This window comes from Pandoraea capi (assembly GCF_902459735.1).
Lineage (GTDB): Bacteria > Pseudomonadota > Gammaproteobacteria > Burkholderiales > Burkholderiaceae > Pandoraea > Pandoraea capi.
The window spans coordinates 245,567-266,294 of the sequence record NZ_CABPRV010000009.1 but is presented as its reverse complement, the minus strand read 5'-3'; the positions used below and the strand labels follow the sequence as shown (position 1 = coordinate 266,294).

Genomic DNA, 20,728 nt, shown 5'->3' with positions numbered 1-20,728 from the left:
CGGGCGGGGTTTCGCTTGCTCAGGCGTCGATCAGAACCCGAAGTGCCCTTGCACGTAGACCATGCGCGGCGCACCGACCATGCGGCCTGCGTTGCCGTCGACGTTACGCGTGTAGTAGCGCTTGTCGAAGACGTTGTTCAGGCCCACCGTGACATCGGCGTTCTTGTAGAACGGGATCTTGTAGTTCGCTTGCAGGTTCCACAGGCGGAAGCCCGGCACCTTGCCGTTGCTGCCGTCGGCCGACTCGGCTTCGGTGTTGGCGAGGTCCGAGTACTGCGAGCTCTGGTGCGTGGTCGAGACGTTGAACGTCCACTGCCCGATCGTGTAGCGTGCGCCGAGCGTGTCGGTGAAGCGCGAGTAGAACGGCACGTCCAGACCGGCGGTGGCCCCCGACTTCTGGATCGCACGCGTGTAGGTGAAGTTCGCGTACACGTTCAGGCCGCGCAGCACGCTGTCGCGATCAAAAGTGTAATCGATGGCGGTTTCGATACCGTCGTGGTTCGTCGCGCCGATGTTCTGGAAGGTCGCGGGGACGATGCCCGGCACTTGCAGAATCTGGTTGTCGAACTTCATCTTGAACGCGGTGAGCTCGGCCTTCCAGCGGCTATCCGTCCAGCGCGTACCGATTTCATACGTGCGGGCCAGTTCCGGCTCCAGCGGGTTCGTGGCCGACATCGAGTTCAATTGCGTGTTCTGCACCGGACCGAACGAGGTGCTGTAGTCCGCGAAGACCGTCCACGCGCTGTTCACCAGATACGACAGGTTCACCGACGGCAACGCCTTGTTGTTATCCGAGCGGAAGGTGGCGTTGCTGGCGTTGTCCACGCGTTGCGAGTTGATGATTTCGTAACGCACGCCCGGCGTCAGACGCCAGTTGCCCCACGCCATGCGATCGTCGATATAGAACGCGTTCGCGCTGGTGTAGTTGTTGAACGTCTGCGTGGCCGAGTTCTTGCCGGTGGCGAGCGTGGTGGTCCAGTTGTTGTCGTCGCAGCGCTCATGGATGTAGCGGTACCCCACGGTCACGTCGTGCGCCGTCGGGCCGAAGAACAGACGCTGGGTGAAGCGCGGCTCGAAACCGAACGTCTCGTAGTTACGCGGCTGGTGTGTCGTCGACGTGAACGTCGAGTTGACCAGCGTGCTCTGGCGATAGCTCGAGTTGAAGAACGTGCGGACTTCGAATTCCTGCGTCTCGGAGATCGTATTCAGATAACCGAAGTCGACGCCGGTGCGGTTGCCGCTCCAGTAGTCGTTCGGACGCGTGTTCTGGAACGGATCGGCGTTGAATTGTGCGACGGTCAGGCCGCCGGGTGTCTTCGACTTCACGTCGTAGTAAGAGAGCTTGCCGTACACCTGCTGGCTCGGCGTGATGTCGTAGCGCCACTTCAATGCGACGTCGTTCACGCGCTCGTCGCTGCCCTTGCGCCAGTCGCGGCCGGTCATGCCCGAGTACAGCAGCGCCAGGCCCAGACCGTTGTCCATCTGCGTGCCGAGGAACGCGCTGTATTGCGTGTTGGCGCCGCCACCGGCGGTGTAGATGTTCTCGCGCACCGTGGCATCGGCCGTCAGGCCCGGCGTATTCGGGATCGAGCGAGTCTTGAAGTTGATCACGCCGCCCACGTTTTGCGGACCGTAGCGAACGGCACCGCCACTGCGCACGACGTCGATGCTCTCGATGTTGAACAGGCTGACCGGCGCGAACGACAACTGCGGCTGGCCGTACGGCGCGACCGCCATCGGAATGCCGTCGAGCAGCACGGTCGAGCGCGGCGTGTAACGGCCGGTGAGACCCCGCACGCCGATGTTCAGCGAGATCGCGCTGCCGGCGGTGCCCGAGTTGTCCGTCGACTGCACGCCCGGGATGCGACGCATCACGTCGCCGATGCTCGTGGCGCCCGATTCTTCGATCTGTTGCTTCTTCACGACCGTGCGCGCGCCGGGGAACGTCTTGGCGCTGTTGTCCAGCCCCGTGCCGAGCCAGTCGCCCGAGACATTGACGGCGCCGAGTTCCACATCGGCCTTCGCTTCGGCGGCGGTCGTCGCCTGCTGCGCATGGGCGGTGCCGAGCGTTGCCATGAGCAAGGCCGCAGCGCAAGCAGTCGCGCGGGGCACACGGGTGTGGGCGGTGAAGCGATGAATCCCCTGAGCGCGGGCGATATGAGTGGTATCGGCGGGCGCAGGAGCACGGCGACTTACGGACATCTTCATCTTGGCTGACCTTCGTGACTGCAAATGTGTGGCGAGCGAGCCGCTGGCAAAGACGCGCGAAGACGTGGTGCCGCGGCAGTCGGATCGTTATATGTCGTGACGTAATGCGTTGTAATAAAGCGTCGCGGATTATAAATGCAAATCACTCTCATTTTTAATGGGTATGGGCGAATGCAGGTAGCTATTGGTCGCGAGTCATGGGTGAGGGGGCAGGTGTCGTCGAGAAAGCACGACGTTATCGTGGAAAGGGCTTCAAAGACCGGGAGAAGTCGGACGAAATGGGGGTGATCGGTTTTATCGAACCTGATTCAACGAATAGATTAGGGTGTGGCGGCGTTGCGACAGTGGGGGTATCGAGGGGCGATCCGGACACCACTGAAGGGCATCCGATTATCCAGTTTTGCTTATCAATCGCCCAGAATCGATTGATTGTGGGTGGCGCAGCGGGCCGCAAGAATAGGGGACTGTTCAGACGTGAAGGCCGGACGTAGAAGTCGGACAAAAACGTCGGACGAAAAACCAAGACAACCGGAGACATCGCGATGCCCAGGCTCGACCCTGCGATTCATCAGTCCCTTGCCCGCGAGTTGCACGAGGCCGAGCGCACCCGCACCCCGGTGATGCAGTTCTCGCGTCGCTATCCCGAGATGACGATTGCCGACAGCTACGCGATTTCGCAGGCGTGGCTGGCGCTGAAGTTCGCCGAGGGGCGTCGCGTGATCGGGCACAAGATCGGCCTGACGTCGCGCGCGATGCAAGTGGCCGCGCAGATCACCGAACCCGATCACGGCACGCTGCTCGACGACATGCTCGTTGCCGACGGTGCCACGCTGGAAGCGGCCCGCTTCATCGTGCCGCGTCTCGAAGTGGAGCTGGCGTTCATTCTCGCCAAGCCGCTCAAGGGACCGGGCGTCACGTTGTTCGATGTGCTCGACGCCACCGCGTGGGTCACGCCGGCACTCGAACTCATCGACGGACGCATCGAACTGTTCGACCGCGAGACGAAAGCGCCGCGCAAGGTCTTCGACACGATTGCCGACAACGCGGCGAACGCCGCCATCGTGCTCGGCGGGCGTCCGGTCAGACCTGACGCCATCGACCTGCGCTGGGCGGGCGCGCTGCTCTACCGCAACGGTGTGATCGAAGAGTCGGGCCTGAGCGCGGCGGTGCTGAACCATCCGGGGAACGGTGTCGCGTGGCTTGCCAACAAACTCGGCGCCTTCGACGAAGGATTGCAGGCGGGCGAAATCGTCCTTGCCGGATCGTTCACGCGTCCGGTGGCATGCGCGGCGGGTGACGTCTTCCACGCCGACTACGGCCCGCTTGGCGCCATCGGCGTGCGCTTCGTCTGACGACGGATTCCGGCCAGGGCCCCTCGTCGGGGACGGCCATTTTGACGCTATCGGGCACACCGATCCCATCGAGTGCCATGGAGCCAACCTCATGAAAACACCCCCGAACGCATTCAAGCAGGCATTGGCGCAGGGCCAGCGACAGATCGGCCTGTGGATGGGACTGGCGACGCCTTACGCCGCCGAGCTGTGTGCCGGCAGCGGTTTCGACTGGGTGGTGATCGACGGTGAGCATGCGCCCAACGACCTGCGCACGATGCTCGCGACGTTGCAGGCCGTCGCCCCTTATCCGACGCACCCGGTGGTGCGTCTGCCGCATGGCGACGCCGCGCTCATCAAGCAGGTGCTGGAAATCGGCGCGACGACCTTGCTCGTGCCGATGGTCGAGTCCGCCGCGATGGCGCGCGATCTGGCCAGCGCCACACGGTATCCGCCGCAAGGCACGCGCGGTGTGGGCAGCGGGCTGGCGCGCTCGTCGCGCTGGAATCGTTACGAGGACTACCTGCACGCCGCGAACGACACGACATGTCTGCTGGTGCAGGTGGAGACCGCCGACGCTCTCGCGCAGGTCGACGAGATCGCCGCCGTCGACGGCGTGCATGGTGTCTTCATCGGCCCGGCGGATCTGGCGGCGTCGATGGGCTATCTCGGTCAGGCGACGCACCCGGAAGTGCGCAAGGCCATCGAGGACGGTATCGCCCGCATCCGTCGCGCGGGCAAAGCGGCGGGAATCCTGTGTGTCGACGAGACGCTGGCGCGTCACTACCTCGACCTCGGCGTGACGTTCATCGCGGTGGGCATCGACACGACTTTGCTGGCGGGCGCGAGTCGTGCGCTGGCAAGCAAGTTCACCGACGGCGCCCGCGACGCAGGCGCGTGAGCGACAGGCGAATGGCGGTGCAGGACACCGAGCGCCATCCGACTCCCAAGCCCTTTTTAACGAGACATGGCATGAGCACTCCCCCTATCGAGATTGCCGGCGTACCGGTATCGCCGGATCACTATATCGACGGCCGTCGCGTGGCGTCCGACGAGACATTCGCGTGTGTATCGCCCATCGACCAGACACTCCTCGGCGAGATCGCGAGCGGCAATCAGGCGCATGTCGACGCGGCGGTGACGTCGGCGGTCGCAGCGTTTCCCGCGTGGGCGGCGCTCGGTGCGGCGCAACGTCAACCGTATCTCCAGCGCTTCGCCGAGGCCATCGGCCGCCGTGCAGACGCCTTCGCCACGCTGGAGAGCGCCGACGCCGGGGTGCTGCGCTCACGCATGGCGCACGGCGTGGTGCCGCGTGCCATGCAGAACATCACGTGGTTCGCCGAGCACGCGCTCACGTTGCAGGACCGTGTCATCGAGACGCCACAGGCGCGCCATCTCGTGCGTCATGACCCGGCGGGCGTGGTCGCCGTGATCACGCCGTGGAATTCGCCGTTGATGCTCGCGACGTGGAAGATCGGCCCGGCGCTGGCGTCCGGCAATACCGTGGTGCTCAAAGCGCCGGAGTGGGCGCCGCTGACGTCGTCGTTGCTCTCCGATTGCGCACACGAAGCCGGGCTGCCGCCGGGCGTCTTCAATCTGTTGCAGGGTGCGGGGGCAACGACCGGGGCGGCGCTGGTGAGCGACGCGCGTCTCGCGCGCATCTCGTTCACGGGGTCGGTCGCGACCGCGAAATGGATCGCGAAGACGGCTGCCGCCAATCTCGTGCCGTGCAGTCTGGAACTCGGCGGCAAGTCGGCGTTCATTGTGCTGGCCGACGCCGATCTGGATGCCGCAGCAGCCACCGCCGCGCTGATGTATCGCAATGCCGGTCAGGTGTGCCTCGCGGGCACGCGGTTGCTGGTGCATGCGGACGTCGCCGCGGCGTTCACTGCGAAGCTGCGCGACGTGGTGGCGAACCTCGTCGTGGGCGATCCGCGCGACGCGGCGACCGAGGTCGGCCCGATCATCCACATGCGCCAGCTCGAACGGGTGCAGGTATTCGTCGAGCGCGCAGTGGCCGGCGGGGCGCGCGTGTTGTGGGGCGGTGCGCCGCATTCCTTCGGTGCGCAGTACTTCGCGCCGACGTTGCTCACCGATCTGCGTCAGGACGACGAGATCGTGCAGCAGGAGGTCTTCGGCCCGGTGCTCACGTTGCAGACATTCACGAGCGACGAGGAAGTCGTCGATCTCGCCAACGGCACCGACTACGGGCTGGGCGGCGTCTGCTATGGGGACGAGGCGCATGCCATCGCGATTGCCGAGCGTGTTCGCACCGGCTTCATCTGGATCAACAGCTTCGGTATTCGCGATCTGGCCGCGCCGTTCGGCGGCATCAAACGCTCCGGTGTCGGGCGCGAAGGTGGCGACTGGAGCTTCGAATTCTTCTGCGACGTGAAGGATGTCGTCGTACCGAAACAGCCGTTCAAGGCCAGCTTCAGCCATCGCTGATCTGCGTGGTCATCGGGCTTCTATCGGGCCGCAGCCACACGTGTGCGACGGCCCGCAAAACAACAGGATGAGAGGAGAGCACTATGGGACAGATCGTCGGCGCGGCGCTGGTGTCGCATCACCCCGGCCTGATGCAGTGTGAGGAGTTTCGTGTGTTGCAGGGGGCGGGAGCGGATTCCGATCTGATTCCCGGGTATGCGCGCGTGCGGGAGCGCATCGCGGCGGTGCGCCCGGACGTCATCGTGATCTTCGATTCGCACTGGTTCACGACCGGCTATCACCTGATCGACGGCGGGCCGCGTTACTCGGGCATGTATGTCTCGGACGAGATGCCGTGGTATCTGCACGGCGTGCCGTACGACTATCGCGGTCACCCCGAACTGGCGCTCGCCATCGACGGCGTGGCGCGTGAGCGCAGCGTGCGGGCGCGGGCGGTGCAGCATCCGGATCTGCCGCGTCACTATCCGACGATCAACGTCATCAAGCAGATGCGGCTCGATGCCTGGCCCATCGTGACGGTGAGTTCGTGCCAGAACTGCGATACGCATCATTTCCTGCAATCGGGTGAGGTGATCGGCGAAGCGATTCGTCGCAGCGATCTGCGTGTGGTGATGCTGGCGTCGGGCGCGTTGAGTCACAAGTTCAACGGTCTCGACTGGAAGCCCAATCATCCGCGCATCTTCCATGAGAGCAATGTGTCGCGTCCGGAGAACATCGAGAGCGACAAACGGGCTATTGAAGCGTTTCGCGAGGGTCGTCACGACCGGATTCTGGCCGACTGGGATACGGATTACCGGAAGCGTCCGTGGGAAGCGCACGGCGCGCATTACTTGCAGATGGTCGGGGCGCTCGGCGGCGCCGATTGCCGCAGTGCGGGCACGGTGCTGTCCGATTACGAGAACGCGCGTGGCACGGGCAACGTGCACATCTGGTTCGACACCGTTTGACGAGGCGCGACGATGGACTTCGAATTTCCGTTACAGGCACTCCCCGAGGTGATGCGCGGCCCGCGTGTCGAGCGTCGACGCATTCTGCTCGGCGGCAGCGCGTTCTGGGGCACGATCGTCGAGGCTGATGACGCCCGAGGCGACCCGCAGGGCTTGCTGCGGCTCGACGACGGTCGTCTTGTTGATCCGCAAACGGTGACGCATCTGCCGCCCGTGGATCCGTCGAAAATTATCGCGGTGCATATCTCGTATCGCTCGCGTAGCATGGAGACGCGTAACAAGCCCAAGCCCACGGACACGCCGACATACTTCACCAAACCGCCCACGTCGCTGAACGGTCACGGCGGTCAGATTCTGAAGCCGGCGGATTGCCGGTATCTGAACTACGAAAGCGAGTACGCCGTGGTGATCGGGCGCACGTGCCGTAACGTGTTGCCCGATGAGGCGTGGGATTACATCGAGGGTTTCTGTCCGGCGCTGGACATGGGCTTGCAGGACTTTCGCGACACGGATCAGGGCTCGATGCTGCGGGTGAAGGGCGCGGACACGTTGCTGCCCATCGGGCCGGGTATCGTACGTGGGGTGAACCTGTTCGAGCAGACGTTGCGCACGTATCGCAACGGGCGCGTGGTGCAGGAAGCGCACATCGGCGATGAGACGATCTGGGGCCCGCATTACGTGATCGCGGACATTGCGCGGCACATCACGCTGGTGCCGGGCGACGTGATCCTGATGGGCACGCCGTGCCACTCCCGCTCGGTGGATGCGGGTGACCTGGTGGAGTGCGAGATCACCGGGCTGGGGCGTCTCTCGGGGCGGGTGGTGCAGATCGATGCGCCGCGGGCGGCGGCGCTCGGGGTGGGGCATCCGCCGGGCGACAGTCCGGAAGTGCGCCGGGTGGCGCTGGGTTTCGACGAACGTGTGCCGGAGCGATTCAAGGAGAACTATCGTCTCGCGGCACAACAACCGGAGTGAACGGATGAAGGTGACGATCATTGGCGCAGGCGCCATCGGTGGCCTGATCGGGCAGAAGCTTGCCGCGACGGGGGAGGCGCAGGTGAGCGCACTCGCGCGCGGCGCGACGTTGGCGGCGCTGCGTGAGCGCGGCTGGCGCGTGCGGCAGGGCGAGTCGCTCGCCACGGCGCCCGTGGCGGCGGCGCACCCGCTGGAGGATGCAGCGAAGCTGGGCGAGCAGGATCTGGTGGTGATTGCGGTGAAGGGACCGGCACTGGCGCAGGTCGCCGCGTCGGTGGTGCCGTTGCTTGGCTCGCAGACGTTGGTGCTGCCGGCGATGAACGGGGTGCCGTGGTGGTTCTGCAAGGGGGTGGCGCCGTTTGGCGACGCACCGTTGACGAGCGTGGATCCGGACGGCGCGATCGGTGCGGCCATACCGCTGGCGCACGTGATCGGTTGCGTGGTGCACGCGAGCGCCTCGACGCCGGAGCCGGGGCTGGTCGATCACAAGATGGGCCGGGGGCTCATCATCGGCGAGCCGGGCGGTGGCGGCAGCGAGCGCGTGCAGCGGCTCGCGGGCTTGCTGACGCGGGCGGGGTTCGAGGCGAAGGCGTCGGAGAATGTGCGGCTGGACATCTGGTACAAGCTGTGGGGCAATCTGACGATGAACCCGGTGTCGGCGATCACGGGCGCGACCATCGACCGTCTGCTGGACGACCCGCTGGTGCGCGAGTTCTGTTCGGCGGCGATGCGCGAGGCGGCAGTGATCGGGGCGAAGATCGGTTGCGCGATCGACCAGTCGCCGGAGGACCGTCATCAGGTGACGGCGAAGCTGGGCGCGTTCAAGACATCGATGTTGCAGGATGTGGAAGCCAACCGCCCGATCGAGCTCGACGCGCTGGTCGGCGTCGTGCGCGAGATCGGCCAGCGCGTGTCGGTGCCGACCCCGAACATCGACGCCCTGCTCGGTCTGACCCGTCTCTTCGGGCGGATGCATGGGTTATATTGACGGTTATCGCCGGTAAGGTGAGTCAGCCACGCAAGTGAGGTGAGCTATGCGACCGTCAGTTCTGTTGAAACGCCATTGCGTTGCCGTCCGCGAAGCGGCACGCCGTCATCGCACGTCCAATCCCAGGGTTTTTGGGTCCGTTTTGCATGGCACGGATCGCGACGATAGCGATCTCGACATTCTGGTCGATGCCTTGCCGGGGACGACACTCTTCGATCTGGGCGGCTTGCAGGACGAACTGGAGTCTATGCTCGGCATCCACGTCGACGTGTTGACCCCGCTGGATTTGCCCGTCAAATTCAGGGACTCTGTGCTGGCAGAGGCACGGCCGGTATGAGTCAGTCGCGTTTGCCGGATTATCTCGATCACATGCGTCAGGCGGCTGCCGACGCATGTGATTTCGTTGATGGTCTGTCGAAGGAAGACTTCCTCCATGACAAGCGGACGCAGCAAGCTGTTGTGATGAGTCTGATTATCATCGGCGAAGCGGCGACCAAGGTCATGGACCAGCACAGCGAGTTCGCCCAATCCCATCCCGACATTCCCTGGCGTGCGATGCGCGGCATGCGTAACCGCATCGCTCATGGGTATTTCGACATCAACCTCGATGTGGTTTGGGACACTATTCAGATCGCATTGCCAGATCTTCTCCAGCATCTCAAAGCGCTCTAAGGGCACCGTTGCGGTGCCCTTCTTCATTTCTTACGCCCTCTCTGTTGCCTTAGCCATTTAACGCACGCCCGTATGCCGGTACACCTGGCTCAGTGCGATCAGGCCCGCGGCGGCGGCGGCCATCATGTAGAAGCTCGGGGCCAGCTTGCTGCCCGTCGCGGTGATGAGCCACGTCAGGATGAACGGGGCGAAGCCGCCGAAGCACGTCACCGACAGGTTGTACGACAGCGACAGGCCCGTCGTGCGTGTCTTCACCGGGAAAATCTCCGAGGCCAACGCCGGCAACGGTGCGAAGTAGATCGTCATCAACACGCCCAGCAGCGTTTGCAACGCGAGCATCATGCCGAAGCTCGGGTGCGTGGTGAGCAGCCAGAACATCGGCCAGATCGACACCAGCAGCAAGGCCGCAGCGATCATCATCGGTTTCGCACGTCCCACACGGTCCGACCACGCGCCCACGACCGGTGACAGGATCATCTGCACGATGCCCGTGGCGAGCGTCGCCGCAAATGCCACCGACGCCGGCAAGCCCAACTGCTTGATCGCATACGTCGGCATGTACAGCACCAGATACGTCGACACCGTCGCCACGACGACCGCGCCCACGGCCAGCAGCAGACGCATCTTCTGATGACCCAGCGTATCGCGCAGCGGCGTCTGCGTCGGTTCCGACTCCAGAAACTCCGGCGTCTCGCTCACATGACGGCGAATGTAATAGGCCACCGGGCCAATCATCAGACCGAACAGGAACGGCACGCGCCAGCCCCAACTCTGCATCTGCTCCGGCGATAACGTGCTGGTGAGCACCGCACCGAAGCCAGCGGCCAGCAGTGTCGTCAGCCCCTGACTCGCGACCTGGAAGCTCGCGAAGAAGCCGCGCCGTTGCGGCGCATGCTCGGCCAGAAACGCCGTCGCGCTGCCGAACTCGCCACCCGCCGAGAAGCCCTGAATCATGCGTGCCAGCACGATACCCATTGGCGCGAGTACGCCGATGGTTTCGTACGTGGGCATGAACGCAATGATCGCCGTGCCGGCCATCATCAGCAGAATGGTGAGCGTCAGCGCTTCGCGACGCCCGCGACGATCGGCATAGACACCAATCACGATGGCGCCCAGCGGACGCATGAAGAACGACACGCCGAAGGTACCGAGCGTCAGTAGCAGCGATGTCGTGTCGTCGTGCGCAGGGAAGAAGAGCTTGGCGATCGTGACGGCGAAAAAGCCGTACACGACGAGATCGAACCATTCCAGCGCGTTGCCGATGGACGCCGATATCACCGCACGCCAGGTGTGCGAGGGGGCGGAGGTGGCACCTCGATCGATGCCAACGCCCGTAGCCGAAGCAGTATTCATGTCGTCTCCAATCTTGCAGTCTTGTTTTATGTCGCGGTCGCCCGCGTGTGGTCTGCATGCACTGTGGTGGCGGGCATGCGCGCCGTGTGTTGCCCGATGGTCGTGTCAGGTCCGGCAGTGGCGTCACCGCGTCAGCACATGCGCGATGGCCTGCGCCACGGTGTCGACGTTGCGTGTGTTGAGCCCGGCCACGCACATGCGTCCCGAGCGAAGCAGGTAGACGCCATGCGTCTCACGCAACGTGTCCGCCTGATCCGCCGACAGCCCCGTGTAAGTGAACATCCCGCGCTGGGAGGCATAACGCGAGAGCTTCTCGCCGCTCACATGCGGCGCGAGACGCGCGTGAATCTGCGAGCGCATCGTGGCGATACGCGTGCGCATGCCGTCGAGTTCGGTCTCCCACGCGCGTCGCAACGAGGGTGTCGTGAGCACTTGGGCGACGAGCCGCGCGCCGTGCGTGGGCGGATTGCTGTAGTTCGCCCGAACGGCGCCCATCAACTGACCGAACACGCGCGACGCTTCGTCCGCCGTCGCGCAAACCACGGACAGCGCGCCGCAGCGCTCGCCATACAGCGAGAAGTTCTTCGAGAAGGAATTGGCGACGACGGTCGGCACGCCCGCGTCCGTCAAGGCGCGCACGGCGAAGGCATCGGCGTCGAGCCCGTCGCCGAAGCCCTGATAAGCCATGTCGACGAACGCAATCAGTCCGCGTTCGCGCAGCACCGGCACCAGCGCCTGCCACTGCGCAGACGACAGATCGACGCCGGTCGGGTTGTGACAGCACGCGTGCAGTAGCACGATGCTGTGCGGGGGCAACGTGCGCAGCGTGTCCATCATGGCGTCGAAGCGCAGACCGCCCGTCGCTTCGTCGTAATACGGATACGACTGCACGGGAAAGCCCGCGCTCTCGAACACCACGCGGTGGTTGTCCCAGCTCGGATCGCTGATCCAGACGGGGCTTTGCGGGAAGTAGCGCTTGAGGAAGTCCGCGCCCACACGCAAGGCCCCGCCGCCGCCCAGCGTCTGCAACGTGGCGATGCGCTGCTCGCGACGCGCGGCGCTGTCTTCACCGAAGACGAGCGCCTGCACTGCATCGCGATAGACCGGCGTGCCTGCCATCGGCAGGTAGGGGCGGGGCCCGATGTCCGAGAGCACCGCCGACTCGGCGTCGCGTACCGCCTGCATCACCGGCAGACGGCCGTCGTCGTCGAAATAGATGCCGATCGACAGGTTGACCTTGTGCTGGCGGGGATCGTGGCCGAACGCTTCGTTCAGGCTGAGAATGGGATCGCCGGGATAGGCGTCGACGTGGGAAAACATGGGGTCTCGCTCCGTCTCGATGCTGGGTGGACTCAGCAGGTAGGGTCTGTCGGAAAACGCTGTGGGGAATTTTGAAAATCGATTGTGGGCGACGCCCCTTTGCGGAACAATCAATCGATTCTGGTCCATTCGTAAGCGAAACTTGATAATCGAAACGCCATGCCCCTGACCCGTGTGACGCTGCGCCAGTTCGAAGCTCTGGTCGCTATCGCCGAATTGCATAGCTTTGCCGAGGCGGGCAATCGCCTCGGCCTCACGTCGTCAGCCGTGAGTCAACTGGTCGCCGAGCTGGAATCGGTGATCGGCTTTCGGATCTTCGACCGCACCACGCGACGGGTGGCGCTCTCTAGCGCGGGACGGGATTTTCTGGCATCGGCCGAGTCGGTGCTGCGCCATGTGCAGGCGGCGGAGAAGACGGCCGACGACCTGCGCAATCGCGCCGCCGGTATCGTGCGTGCGGGCGCGCCGCTGGTGCTCGCGAGCATGGCGTTGCCGGCGGCCATTCGCGAGTACACGGCGTCGCGTCCGAAAGTGGTGGTGCGGGTCGTCGATACGCCGGTCGATGCGCTCATCGATCACGTTGCCAACGGCGATCTCGACATCGCCATCGGACCCAATCGGGCGACGGGGGCGCACGTGGCCGGTGCGCCTGCATTCGACAGTCCCTGGGTGCTGTGGTGTGCGCCGTCGCATCCGCTCGCGCAACGCAAGCGTGTGCGATGGACGGACCTGCGCGACACGCCGCTCGTGGCCGCCGGACGCGATCACGAGCGCAGCGTCGCGCAGATGCGGCTGTCGGCGCCGCCGGATGCACGGATCACATCCATCGATGTCGTCGATAACGTGACGACGGCGCTCGGCGTGGCCTCGCAGGGGCTTGCCGCGACGCTTACGCCCGGTTACGTGGCGGCGCTCGCGCCATCGTTCGGGCTGGTGATGCGCCGCGTGATCGCGCCGGAGACGATTCGTCAGGTATGCGTGTATCGTCCGCTGTCCCGGGCCGCGTCGCCGGCGGCCGAAGGCTTCGCCGAGTTCCTGCTGGCGTGGCTGCCGCAGTGGAACGAGACGATCATGAAGACGCCGCGCGAATAGCGAATCGGCGTCGTGCGGCCTCTCAATGATTCGGCTCAACGCCGAGGCGAGAACGCCACATTTCGGTAATTAAAATTACGATAAGCATGCCGAAATGAAAAATATAAATCACTGATTCGCAGCGCGATTCAGGTCGGCGGCAATCTGCTCAAACACTTCACCGAGAACGGCACCTGGCGCTTCGGCGTTCGTCTTACGCGTGCGTTCGACGTCGGGACAGGGCGGGTGACGCCGTATTTCGGTGTCGACGTCATCCACGCGTTTGTCGCCGGCACGGGCGTACAAGTCGGCGAGACGATGTTTCAGACCGGCAAGTACGGCGATTCGATGTTGTTCTCGCTGTGGGTGAACAGCGTGCAGGGCGACAGCTTCTCGCTATACGGCAGGGTGTCGTACCAGAAGAGCTTCGGCACCGCCGGTATGCGCGGCGTGCTCGTGAACGTCGGTGCGAAGTATCTGTTCTGACGCGGCAGGCGGCCCTGACGGGCCGGACGGGCGCAGTGCCCGTTGACCGGACTGCCGGCACGTCGGCACGTCGGCACGTCTTCCCCCCCGATACACGGCAATGACGGTTGGGGAGGGGGCGCGCCTAGCGACATTTGGCATCCGGTGCGGGCAACGTCGCGAGGTCCTCGCTCAGTTGTGCCCGCAGCGTTGCGATGGCCGCCGCCGTGTCGGCAGGCTTGAGCTCCTCGCGAGCAATGGCCTCGCGCAGATGGTGGCGCAGCATCGGATCGCGCGTCTGCGTCAGCGTTTCGCGATAGAACGGCAGGACGTTCTCCGGATGTCCCCCGACACGGTAGAGGTGCGCAATCTCTTCGATCGTGCGCATGGCGGCAAATCCGGGGCCGCGCGGCCCCCCCGGTCCCATGGGTCCCATCGGACCCGGACCGTGCGGGCCCATGCCCGGGGGTGGGGGCGGCATCTCGCCGGTGTTGCGCAGATCGGCGGTCTGCACGGCGCCTTGTGCGCGCGCCGGAGGCAGCGTATCGGTGGTCGCGGGGGTGGTCGCGGCGGTGGCGCTCACGCTCGCGGTGCCAAGGGTCGTCAACGCGAGCATCAGGGAAAGCGCGCCCACGGTATGACGCATGGAAAACTTAATCATATGGACTCCGTATCGAATGCGTTCGCAAAAGTATCGAACGACGGGGCCAAGCGTAACGCGCAACACGCCGTCGACAGCGGCGCGGTAACGACGTGTAAGGTGCACAGGGGAGCGAGCAAAGCGTGGGGTAGCAAACCGCGTAAGGCGTGCACAACCGGGAGTGAAGCCGGGAGTGAAGCCGGCATGCTGCCAGTCATGTCATTCCCGGTGGGCCGGGGCGCGCGGCGGTACACTGGCGTGGTCGCGACACGCATGCGATCCCGGCGCCGCGGTTCAAGCCAGGCACGAGCGGCCTCGGGGCGCTTCCTGTCGGTGTTGCCTCAGCGTCCAAGGAGCCTTCATGACAACCGATGCAGGTCAATCGCGCCAACGATCCCAGGATTCCGGATTCGCGCATCCCGCCACCGTGACGTCGCTGCGCAGCCCGGTGGATTTCTACGCCACGCTCACGCGCGTGATCGACGCGCTCAAGCAGCATGGCATGACCATCTTTGCGGATATCGATCAGAGCGCGGCGGCGGCCTCGGCGGGGACATCGCTGCGTCCGACGCGGCTGGTGCTCTTCGGCAATCCGAAGGGCGGCACGCCGGTCATGGCTGCGAATCCGCATGCCGGACTGGAACTGCCGTTGAAGGTGATGGTGTGGGCGGCGTCGGCCGACGATGTGCGGGTGGACTACCTGAACCCCGGCCCGTCGCTGAGCGCGCTCTACGGTGTCGATTCGGCGCAGGTCGCCGGTTTCGGTGGCGTGGTGAAACTGCTGGAAGCCGCGCTTGCCGCATAAGTGCGTGTTGCCATGAGGGGGCGACGGGCATGGCGCAGCGATTGGCCGTTCTTCTTTCGATGTGAGATATCCGGCCGTGGGTGGGTTCGTCCGTCGAAACAGTGCAGGGGACGCACAGCACGAGGCCAGGAAGAATTGCGAGCGACATGCGCCCGGTTCGCGGGACAGCATGCTGAGAGGCCTTATCCGGCGGGCATCTTCATCCGCTGTGCGTGAAGGGAAAAATCCCTATACTGATCCGGCCTCACTGCGTCCGGCCGTCACAAACGGCCACGTCCGATCCCCAAGGGCGTTTGCACGATGTCAGGGCGCAGGCATTTCCCCCTTTTTGATGGAGTAACTTCCGTGTCGAACAGTCAATGGATCAAAGTCGAAACCGCAGATGGTACCTTCGACGCCTACCTCGCATTGCCGCCGACGGGTAAGACGACGAACGCCCAGGGCGTTGTGCTGGTGCAGGAAATCTTCGGCGTGAACGAACACATTCGTGGCGTGGCCGATCAATATGCGATGGACGGTTACGTCGTGCTCGCACCGGACATCTTCTGGCGCGCCGCACCCCGTATCGAACTCGGCTATGCGGGTGACGACATGGCGCGCGCGTTGGAGCTGCGCAAGTCGGTCGATGTCGAGAAGGCCGTGAAGGATATCGAAGCCACGGTGAAAGCGCTGCGCAGCAAGCTCGACGCTGGCGCCAAGGTCGCCGCCATCGGTTACTGCTTCGGCGGTCTGCTGTCGTATCTGAGCGCAGCGCGCGGGCTGGTCGATGCCGCAGTGCCGTACTACGGCGGCGGCATCCACAACTATCTGGGCGAAGCGGCCAATCTGAATGTGCCGACGCAGTTCCACTATGGCGCGCTCGATGCCCACATCACGCCGGATATCGTCACGCAGGTGAGCGACGCGGTGAAATCGCGCCCGAACACCGAAGTGTTCGTGTACCCGAGCGCTGATCACGGTTTCAACTGCTGGTCGCGCGGGTCGTATCATCAGCCGTCGGCCGCTTTGGCGCACGGCCGCGCGCTCGAATTCCTCGCGAAGTCGTTCGCGAAGTAATCGGGCGTTTCGTCCCTCGCCAGTCGCCGGGCGTGTTTCGCTGCCTGCGCGGTCATGCGGGGCGGCGATGCGTGTGGCACATGGCAAAGAAGCCCGCTTCGGCGGGCTTCTTCGTTCTTGCGCGGATCATCGGGCTGAGCGTCGGTGAACGACGGGGTTCGCGGGCTTCCCGGCTAAAAAAGCCCGTCGCCGGAGCGACGGGCAAAGTCCTGTGCGTGGAACCGCTACGCACAGCGACAGGAGTCTTGGGTCGGGGAAGACCGGAGATCACACTGTGCAACCCGCGGACCGGTGCGTCGTTATGCGCAGAACGCGCGCCGCGCCGCGGCCTCTCGTCAAAGGAGAGGTACGCGGCGCGGCGAGTTACATTACGAACCGAAGTAGGTCGTGCCGGCGCGTTGCTGGCCGCCAACCGAACCGATCGTGACCGGGGCGCTGGCCGTTGCCGGTTGAGCGCTCGGGGCTGCCTTCGGATACACGGCGTCGTGTTGCACCACGAGACCGGCTTGTTGTGCCTGAACCAGTTCTTCACGAACCTGGGCGCGGGTCAGCACGCTGGTTTGCGGGACCCACGAAAATTCCGACGGACCGTCGAAGGCGTCGCTGGCGAAGGCCGAACCGGCCGACACAGCAAGCATTGCGGAAACCAGAGCCGAGGTAATAAGGGTGCGCTTCATGATGATTCTCCTGTCTTTTGAAGGGGGCGATGTTCAATTCATCGTCGACAGTTGAAGTGTATTAACGCGACTCTTTGCGATAAAGACGACTTATTACAAGCAACTCTTGCTTAGATAGAAATAATCATTCGAATCCCCAAGGAGACCGTCGATGCTCTATCTGTGGATCAAGGCTGTTCATCTGATGGCGGTGATGGCGTTCGTCGCCGGGCTGGTCACGATGGCGCTGGGTGGGCGACTGGCCCAGCCCGAGTGGCGTCGGGCCGCGCGCCGCGCGGATTACGGACTGGCGTCACCCGCATTGATCGTGGTGTGGATTACGGGGCCGGTGCTGGCGATCATGGCGAACTGGTGGCACGCCCCGTGGCTCATGGCAAAGCTGGTTTTCGTGCTCGTCGTCTCGGCATTGCACGGACACCTGTCGGCCACCTTGCGGCGACTGGAGCGCGACGGCAGTCAGCAACCGCCGGCCCTGTTCCGACGCGCACTGCCCGTCACGCTGATTTCGGTGGCACTGATCGTCGTGCTGGTCATCGTCAAACCGTTCTGAGCGGTGCGCGGCTTGCAATGACGCGGTAAGGGATTCGGCTTGGTTGGCGCGAGTGGGCGGTGTTACGCTGGCGATATCCCCCTTTATGTCCCAATTTTCGCCGTTTTGCCTTATTGAGGCTTGGCCCCAATGCCGATCACCAGTGCGATTCCCCTGGAGTTTCAGGCTCACGACCGTCCCGTCGGTGTGTTGGCGAAAGACTATCCGGATGGCCACGTGGTGCGTCCTCACAGCCATCGGCGCGCGCAATTGATGTATGCGAGCACAGGGATTCTCGAAGTCCGCACGGACACGTCGTTCTGGGTCATTCCACCGCAACGCGCCTTATGGATTCCGGCGGAAGTCACGCATGAAGTGCGGATGCGCGGCAAAGTGGAGTTGCGCACGATCTATGTCGACGTCGAGCGATGTGGCATGACGGCGCCCGACTCGCCCGTCGTCATTCGCGTCTCTGCGTTGTTGCGCGAGCTGATTCTGCGCGCGATGACGCTACCTCCCGACTGGACGCCGCACGGCAAGGACGCGCTGGTCATCGCGCTGCTGCTCGAAGAAGTCGAGTGGAAGAGCGACTCGCCGCTGCACTTGCAGGTGCCCCGCGACGTGCGTCTGCGCAAGATATTCGATACCTATCTGACAATGCCCGCCGACGCGCGCAGTCTTCAGGACTGGGCAGTCGAAGTGGGGGCGTCGAGCCGCACGCTGGAGCGGCGCTTCATGACGGAGTTCGGATTGCCGTTCAGGGAGTGGCGTCAGCAAATGCGGCTGCTGGGGGCGTTGCCGCTGCTCGGGGCCGGGCGGCCCATCACGCAAGTGGCGCTCGAAGTCGGCTACGACACCCCGAGCGCGTTTTCCACCATGTTCCGCCGCTTTATGGGCGTGACGCCAAGCGAGTACCTGACGCGCGCCCGCGGCTCGGATTGAGCCAGTGCATGGCGTCCCACATGTCGTCGTAGACGGGGACGCCTTCGTCGAGCAACGGTGAGCGCTGGCGCTTCGAGCCGATGCCGACGAAATCGATGCCGAGCTGGCGCGCCACTTTCAGATCCCACATGCCGTCGCCGATCGAGACCACGGCGCGCGGGCGCGAGATGCCGTAACCGGCCTGCGCGCGCTTGATCGCTTCCGAGACGAGTTGCTCGCGCGAACTGTACTCGGACGCCGTGATGAGCATGGCGTCCGTGTAATCGATAGCGACCGAACGCAATTTGCGGTGGCTCACCTGACGGATGCCGCCTGTCGCGAACACCACGCCCCAGCGCGAGCGGTGGGCCGCCTCGACGAAGGCTCGTGCGCCCGGAATCTCCGCCAGTCCGTGGGCGTTGAGCAGAGCGGTGAAGCGTTCGTCGATCTCGTGCTCGAAGCGGGCGAGGTCGTGCGGTTGCGGCAGTGCGCGGCCGTTCTCAGCGTGCGCGTGAATCAGGATGCCGGTATCGGTGTGATGGGGATAGCTACCCCAATCCGTGTTCAGTGCCTCGAACGCCAGCGACTCCATGGCGCCGAGCAGGGCGCGCTGATGGATGCGAACCGAATCGGTCAGCGTGCCGTCGACATCGAGCACCAGAATGCTGTCTTTCTCGAAACTTGCCTGCATGGCGGATAAAGGACTCGTGTCAGCGCGTGCGGCGCGAATGCGGCCGCTGAAATGTGGGAGTGTACGAATTCGTCGCGGCAAGTAAAACGTGGCGAGTGACAGCGGCTACGTCCGACGCGACAGAAACGACTGCGAGTTTCGATAGCTTGACGCCTGACCCGCGTGGCGCGGGTGCGTTTGCCGCGCGGGCCGCCGCCGTCAATCGATCAGCTCAGTTGGCGTCGGCGGCCGCCAGCCGCCATTCGCGCCAGGGTGCCGTCATCCGTCCCGTCCGATCGCGCTGCCTTGCGGTTTGTGCGATGTCGCCGTTATCGGCCGTAACGCGGGCGGGCTTGTGATTTGTATTGCTTGTCCAGCCTTTCGATTTCGGCAATCGCCTGTGCGAGTTCCTCGACGGAAAGCTTGTTTTGACGCGACAGGCGACGGCTGCGCGGGGCCGGCGGGGTGTCTTGTCTGGCGGGCGTCGACGGGGCGGAATTGGGGGGCGTGGTGAACACTTGCGCTGAGGGCGCTGAGGGCGCTGAGGGCGCTGAGGGCGCTGAAGGCAGTGAAGGCAGTGAAGGCGGTGAAGGCGGCGCACAGGTGCGCTGTCGGACATCCGCATGCGACGTAGGTGCAAGCACCTCGCGCGACGCCCCATATGCGAACTCGCCGTAGCGCCGATGCCCGTCATGCAGATGCGTGGCGAGTGCGCGCGCGATATTGCCGTCGTGTGGCAGTCGGCGCATCTTCAGGTTCGTCGACTGAAAGTGGGCGGGAACATTGCCGAACATCCGGTCGCGCTGTGCATGGACATGCGCCCGCGGGTCTTGCCGGATCAGCTCGACTGTCAGCGCAGACATGAGCGACACGAGCAAGGTGTGCGTCTGGCCATCGGTCGGAATGCGGATGTAGGCCCCCAGCATTGCGTCGTGCGCCCTCGGCTCACCTGTCGGGATGTGCAACTCGCGGTCGGTGAACGGGACGTGAATGCCATGCCGATGGGCTTCCTGTTGGCTCGTCAGGGTGTGCTGGAACGAGAGTTGCGGTATTTCAATGTACGCCCCCGTGCTGTTCAGCAGCCGCAGCATCCCCGGCGAGATCTGATTGAAGCGCTTGATCAGGCGACGTTCCAGCGTCGGAATGGCGTAACGGCCATGAGATTCGGCGACGTGCGCCTTGAGGAACGCGCGGTCCAGCTTGTGGGCGTTTCGTCCCTCGTCTGCCAGCGATGTCCGCAAATCGACCGGGAGCGACGCCTCGCAGCCAGCCAGCAGGAGGTGCGCCGCGCTGACATCCAGATGCACGCCGGGTGGCAGGTCGAGCAGGCAATTCTCTCGGTCGTCATGACTTCCCACGACGCACACGGGCCGCACGTCGGTCAGCCGTTCCGCAAAGACCTGCGCGCGGGTGATGGGTGGGCGTGACCAGTCGTGACGTTGGGTCGTCGAGGCCGCTGGCGGTTGTGGGCTCGGCAGGCTGACGGGCGTCGTACTGAGGGCGAGGGGGGCGACGCTGACCTGCGCGAGCGTCGTCGAGAGTTCGTGGACATGCGCCTGTGGGGCGGGCGCGCCGTTCCATATCTGGGACACCTGGGGCAACGCCATGGCGCCTGCCAACCATCCGCCGAAAGCATGGGGCATCGTTGTAAC

21 protein-coding genes are annotated in these 20,728 nt (G+C 64.5%); 14 read left to right on the top strand and 7 right to left on the bottom strand.

The window, feature by feature from the left end:
• Window positions 1–30 precede the first annotated feature (30 nt).
• Window positions 31–2,076 carry a TonB-dependent receptor family protein gene (locus tag PCA20602_RS18790; protein WP_246182229.1) on the bottom strand — a complete coding sequence of 682 codons (2,046 nt, stop codon included), beginning with the start codon at window positions 2,074–2,076 and terminating at the stop codon, window positions 31–33.
• A gap of 674 nt (window positions 2,077–2,750) precedes the next feature.
• On the opposite strand from PCA20602_RS18790, the gene hpaH reads away from it, so the two are divergent.
• The 8 genes from hpaH to PCA20602_RS18750 all read left to right on the top strand — a co-directional run bounded on the left by hpaH (window position 2,751) and on the right by PCA20602_RS18750 (window position 9,569).
• The gene (hpaH, locus tag PCA20602_RS18785; protein WP_150722496.1) at window positions 2,751–3,560 is read left to right on the top strand and encodes a 2-oxo-hept-4-ene-1,7-dioate hydratase; all 810 of its coding nucleotides are present in this window, start codon (window positions 2,751–2,753) and stop codon (window positions 3,558–3,560) included.
• A gap of 91 nt (window positions 3,561–3,651) precedes the next feature.
• Entirely contained in the window at window positions 3,652–4,440 is a 789-nt protein-coding gene (gene hpaI, locus PCA20602_RS18780) for a 4-hydroxy-2-oxoheptanedioate aldolase (protein ID WP_150722495.1), read from the top strand.
• A 71-nt stretch (window positions 4,441–4,511) separates the two neighbouring features.
• Window positions 4,512–5,987 carry an aldehyde dehydrogenase family protein gene (locus PCA20602_RS18775; RefSeq protein ID WP_150722494.1) on the top strand — a complete coding sequence of 492 codons (1,476 nt, stop codon included), beginning with the start codon at window positions 4,512–4,514 and terminating at the stop codon, window positions 5,985–5,987.
• Between the two features lie 83 nt (window positions 5,988–6,070).
• Window positions 6,071–6,934: a DODA-type extradiol aromatic ring-opening family dioxygenase gene (locus PCA20602_RS18770; protein ID WP_150722493.1), complete on the top strand. Its 864-nt coding sequence runs from the start codon at window positions 6,071–6,073 to the stop codon at window positions 6,932–6,934.
• Window positions 6,935–6,946: 12 nt separating this feature from the next.
• Complete coding sequence (locus PCA20602_RS18765) at window positions 6,947–7,909, top strand: fumarylacetoacetate hydrolase family protein (protein ID WP_150722492.1); 963 nt, start codon at window positions 6,947–6,949, stop codon at window positions 7,907–7,909.
• Window positions 7,910–7,913: 4 nt separating this feature from the next.
• On the top strand, window positions 7,914–8,897 hold the full coding sequence (locus PCA20602_RS18760) for a 2-dehydropantoate 2-reductase (protein WP_150722491.1): 984 nt from the start codon (window positions 7,914–7,916) through the stop codon (window positions 8,895–8,897).
• A 46-nt stretch (window positions 8,898–8,943) separates the two neighbouring features.
• The gene (locus PCA20602_RS18755; protein WP_150722490.1) at window positions 8,944–9,234 is read left to right on the top strand and encodes a nucleotidyltransferase family protein; all 291 of its coding nucleotides are present in this window, start codon (window positions 8,944–8,946) and stop codon (window positions 9,232–9,234) included.
• Window positions 9,231–9,569, top strand: coding sequence for a HepT-like ribonuclease domain-containing protein (locus PCA20602_RS18750; RefSeq protein ID WP_150722489.1), 339 nt, complete (start codon window positions 9,231–9,233; stop codon window positions 9,567–9,569). Before PCA20602_RS18755 ends, PCA20602_RS18750 begins: the two co-directional genes overlap by 4 nt.
• Before the next feature lie 57 nt (window positions 9,570–9,626).
• On the opposite strand, the gene PCA20602_RS18745 is transcribed toward PCA20602_RS18750, so the two are convergent.
• Both PCA20602_RS18745 and PCA20602_RS18740 read right to left on the bottom strand, forming a co-directional pair.
• On the bottom strand, window positions 9,627–10,922 hold the full coding sequence (locus tag PCA20602_RS18745) for an MFS transporter (protein ID WP_150722488.1): 1,296 nt from the start codon (window positions 10,920–10,922) through the stop codon (window positions 9,627–9,629).
• Window positions 10,923–11,045: 123 nt separating this feature from the next.
• Window positions 11,046–12,242 (bottom strand): amino acid aminotransferase, encoded by a 1,197-nt coding sequence (locus PCA20602_RS18740; protein WP_150722487.1) that lies wholly within the window; start codon window positions 12,240–12,242, stop codon window positions 11,046–11,048.
• Window positions 12,243–12,401: 159 nt separating this feature from the next.
• On the opposite strand from PCA20602_RS18740, the gene PCA20602_RS18735 reads away from it, so the two are divergent.
• Together PCA20602_RS18735 and PCA20602_RS18730 are read left to right on the top strand one after the other, a co-directional pair.
• Window positions 12,402–13,334, top strand: a complete 933-nt coding sequence (locus PCA20602_RS18735; RefSeq protein WP_150722486.1) for a LysR family transcriptional regulator — start codon at window positions 12,402–12,404, stop codon at window positions 13,332–13,334.
• 111 nt (window positions 13,335–13,445) lie between these two features.
• On the top strand, window positions 13,446–13,799 hold the full coding sequence (locus PCA20602_RS18730) for an autotransporter outer membrane beta-barrel domain-containing protein (RefSeq protein WP_150722485.1): 354 nt from the start codon (window positions 13,446–13,448) through the stop codon (window positions 13,797–13,799).
• A 124-nt stretch (window positions 13,800–13,923) separates the two neighbouring features.
• On the opposite strand, the gene PCA20602_RS25705 is transcribed toward PCA20602_RS18730, so the two are convergent.
• Window positions 13,924–14,439: a hypothetical protein gene (locus PCA20602_RS25705; protein WP_174981306.1), complete on the bottom strand. Its 516-nt coding sequence runs from the start codon at window positions 14,437–14,439 to the stop codon at window positions 13,924–13,926.
• 340 nt (window positions 14,440–14,779) lie between these two features.
• Between PCA20602_RS25705 and PCA20602_RS18715 the strand changes: the two genes are divergently transcribed.
• Together PCA20602_RS18715 and PCA20602_RS18710 are read left to right on the top strand one after the other, a co-directional pair.
• Window positions 14,780–15,223: a DUF302 domain-containing protein gene (locus PCA20602_RS18715; protein ID WP_150722482.1), complete on the top strand. Its 444-nt coding sequence runs from the start codon at window positions 14,780–14,782 to the stop codon at window positions 15,221–15,223.
• Window positions 15,224–15,523: 300 nt separating this feature from the next.
• Complete coding sequence (locus PCA20602_RS18710) at window positions 15,524–16,279, top strand: dienelactone hydrolase family protein (protein WP_150722481.1); 756 nt, start codon at window positions 15,524–15,526, stop codon at window positions 16,277–16,279.
• Between the two features lie 368 nt (window positions 16,280–16,647).
• Here PCA20602_RS18710 and PCA20602_RS18705 read toward each other — a convergent pair whose 3' ends face one another.
• Window positions 16,648–16,956, bottom strand: coding sequence for a DUF4148 domain-containing protein (locus PCA20602_RS18705; protein ID WP_083254152.1), 309 nt, complete (start codon window positions 16,954–16,956; stop codon window positions 16,648–16,650).
• 151 nt (window positions 16,957–17,107) lie between these two features.
• On the opposite strand from PCA20602_RS18705, the gene PCA20602_RS18700 reads away from it, so the two are divergent.
• Both PCA20602_RS18700 and PCA20602_RS18695 read left to right on the top strand, forming a co-directional pair.
• Window positions 17,108–17,506: a CopD family protein gene (locus tag PCA20602_RS18700; RefSeq protein WP_150722480.1), complete on the top strand. Its 399-nt coding sequence runs from the start codon at window positions 17,108–17,110 to the stop codon at window positions 17,504–17,506.
• Window positions 17,507–17,635: 129 nt separating this feature from the next.
• Window positions 17,636–18,427, top strand: a complete 792-nt coding sequence (locus PCA20602_RS18695) for an AraC family transcriptional regulator (protein ID WP_150722479.1) — start codon at window positions 17,636–17,638, stop codon at window positions 18,425–18,427.
• On the opposite strand, the gene PCA20602_RS18690 is transcribed toward PCA20602_RS18695, so the two are convergent.
• Complete coding sequence (locus tag PCA20602_RS18690; RefSeq protein WP_069343914.1) at window positions 18,375–19,097, bottom strand: HAD family hydrolase; 723 nt, start codon at window positions 19,095–19,097, stop codon at window positions 18,375–18,377. The genes PCA20602_RS18695 and PCA20602_RS18690 overlap by 53 nt on opposite strands.
• Before the next feature lie 308 nt (window positions 19,098–19,405).
• On the bottom strand, window positions 19,406–20,719 hold the full coding sequence (locus tag PCA20602_RS18685) for a hypothetical protein (protein ID WP_150722478.1): 1,314 nt from the start codon (window positions 20,717–20,719) through the stop codon (window positions 19,406–19,408).
• Window positions 20,720–20,728 lie beyond the last annotated feature (9 nt).

What these genes read in the sequence shown, in the direction of transcription:
- PCA20602_RS18750 (WP_150722489.1), top strand. Translation starts at nt 9,231, where the DNA reads ATGAGTCAGTCGCGTTTGCCGGATTATCTCGATCACATGCGTCAGGCG.
- PCA20602_RS18705 (WP_083254152.1), bottom strand. Translation starts at nt 16,956, where the DNA reads ATGAAGCGCACCCTTATTACCTCGGCTCTGGTTTCCGCAATGCTTGCT.
- PCA20602_RS18765 (WP_150722492.1), top strand. Translation starts at nt 6,947, where the DNA reads ATGGACTTCGAATTTCCGTTACAGGCACTCCCCGAGGTGATGCGCGGC.
- PCA20602_RS18685 (WP_150722478.1), bottom strand. Translation starts at nt 20,719, where the DNA reads ATGCCCCATGCTTTCGGCGGATGGTTGGCAGGCGCCATGGCGTTGCCC.
- PCA20602_RS18740 (WP_150722487.1), bottom strand. Translation starts at nt 12,242, where the DNA reads ATGTTTTCCCACGTCGACGCCTATCCCGGCGATCCCATTCTCAGCCTG.
- PCA20602_RS18770 (WP_150722493.1), top strand. Translation starts at nt 6,071, where the DNA reads ATGGGACAGATCGTCGGCGCGGCGCTGGTGTCGCATCACCCCGGCCTG.
- PCA20602_RS18695 (WP_150722479.1), top strand. Translation starts at nt 17,636, where the DNA reads ATGCCGATCACCAGTGCGATTCCCCTGGAGTTTCAGGCTCACGACCGT.
- PCA20602_RS18700 (WP_150722480.1), top strand. Translation starts at nt 17,108, where the DNA reads ATGCTCTATCTGTGGATCAAGGCTGTTCATCTGATGGCGGTGATGGCG.
- PCA20602_RS25705 (WP_174981306.1), bottom strand. Translation starts at nt 14,439, where the DNA reads ATGATTAAGTTTTCCATGCGTCATACCGTGGGCGCGCTTTCCCTGATG.
- PCA20602_RS18710 (WP_150722481.1), top strand. Translation starts at nt 15,524, where the DNA reads ATGTCAGGGCGCAGGCATTTCCCCCTTTTTGATGGAGTAACTTCCGTG.
- PCA20602_RS18790 (WP_246182229.1), bottom strand. Translation starts at nt 2,076, where the DNA reads ATGGCAACGCTCGGCACCGCCCATGCGCAGCAGGCGACGACCGCCGCC.
- PCA20602_RS18690 (WP_069343914.1), bottom strand. Translation starts at nt 19,097, where the DNA reads ATGCAGGCAAGTTTCGAGAAAGACAGCATTCTGGTGCTCGATGTCGAC.
- PCA20602_RS18745 (WP_150722488.1), bottom strand. Translation starts at nt 10,922, where the DNA reads ATGAATACTGCTTCGGCTACGGGCGTTGGCATCGATCGAGGTGCCACC.
- PCA20602_RS18755 (WP_150722490.1), top strand. Translation starts at nt 8,944, where the DNA reads ATGCGACCGTCAGTTCTGTTGAAACGCCATTGCGTTGCCGTCCGCGAA.
- PCA20602_RS18760 (WP_150722491.1), top strand. Translation starts at nt 7,914, where the DNA reads ATGAAGGTGACGATCATTGGCGCAGGCGCCATCGGTGGCCTGATCGGG.
- PCA20602_RS18775 (WP_150722494.1), top strand. Translation starts at nt 4,512, where the DNA reads ATGAGCACTCCCCCTATCGAGATTGCCGGCGTACCGGTATCGCCGGAT.
- PCA20602_RS18715 (WP_150722482.1), top strand. Translation starts at nt 14,780, where the DNA reads ATGACAACCGATGCAGGTCAATCGCGCCAACGATCCCAGGATTCCGGA.
- PCA20602_RS18735 (WP_150722486.1), top strand. Translation starts at nt 12,402, where the DNA reads ATGCCCCTGACCCGTGTGACGCTGCGCCAGTTCGAAGCTCTGGTCGCT.
- hpaH (WP_150722496.1), top strand. Translation starts at nt 2,751, where the DNA reads ATGCCCAGGCTCGACCCTGCGATTCATCAGTCCCTTGCCCGCGAGTTG.
- hpaI (WP_150722495.1), top strand. Translation starts at nt 3,652, where the DNA reads ATGAAAACACCCCCGAACGCATTCAAGCAGGCATTGGCGCAGGGCCAG.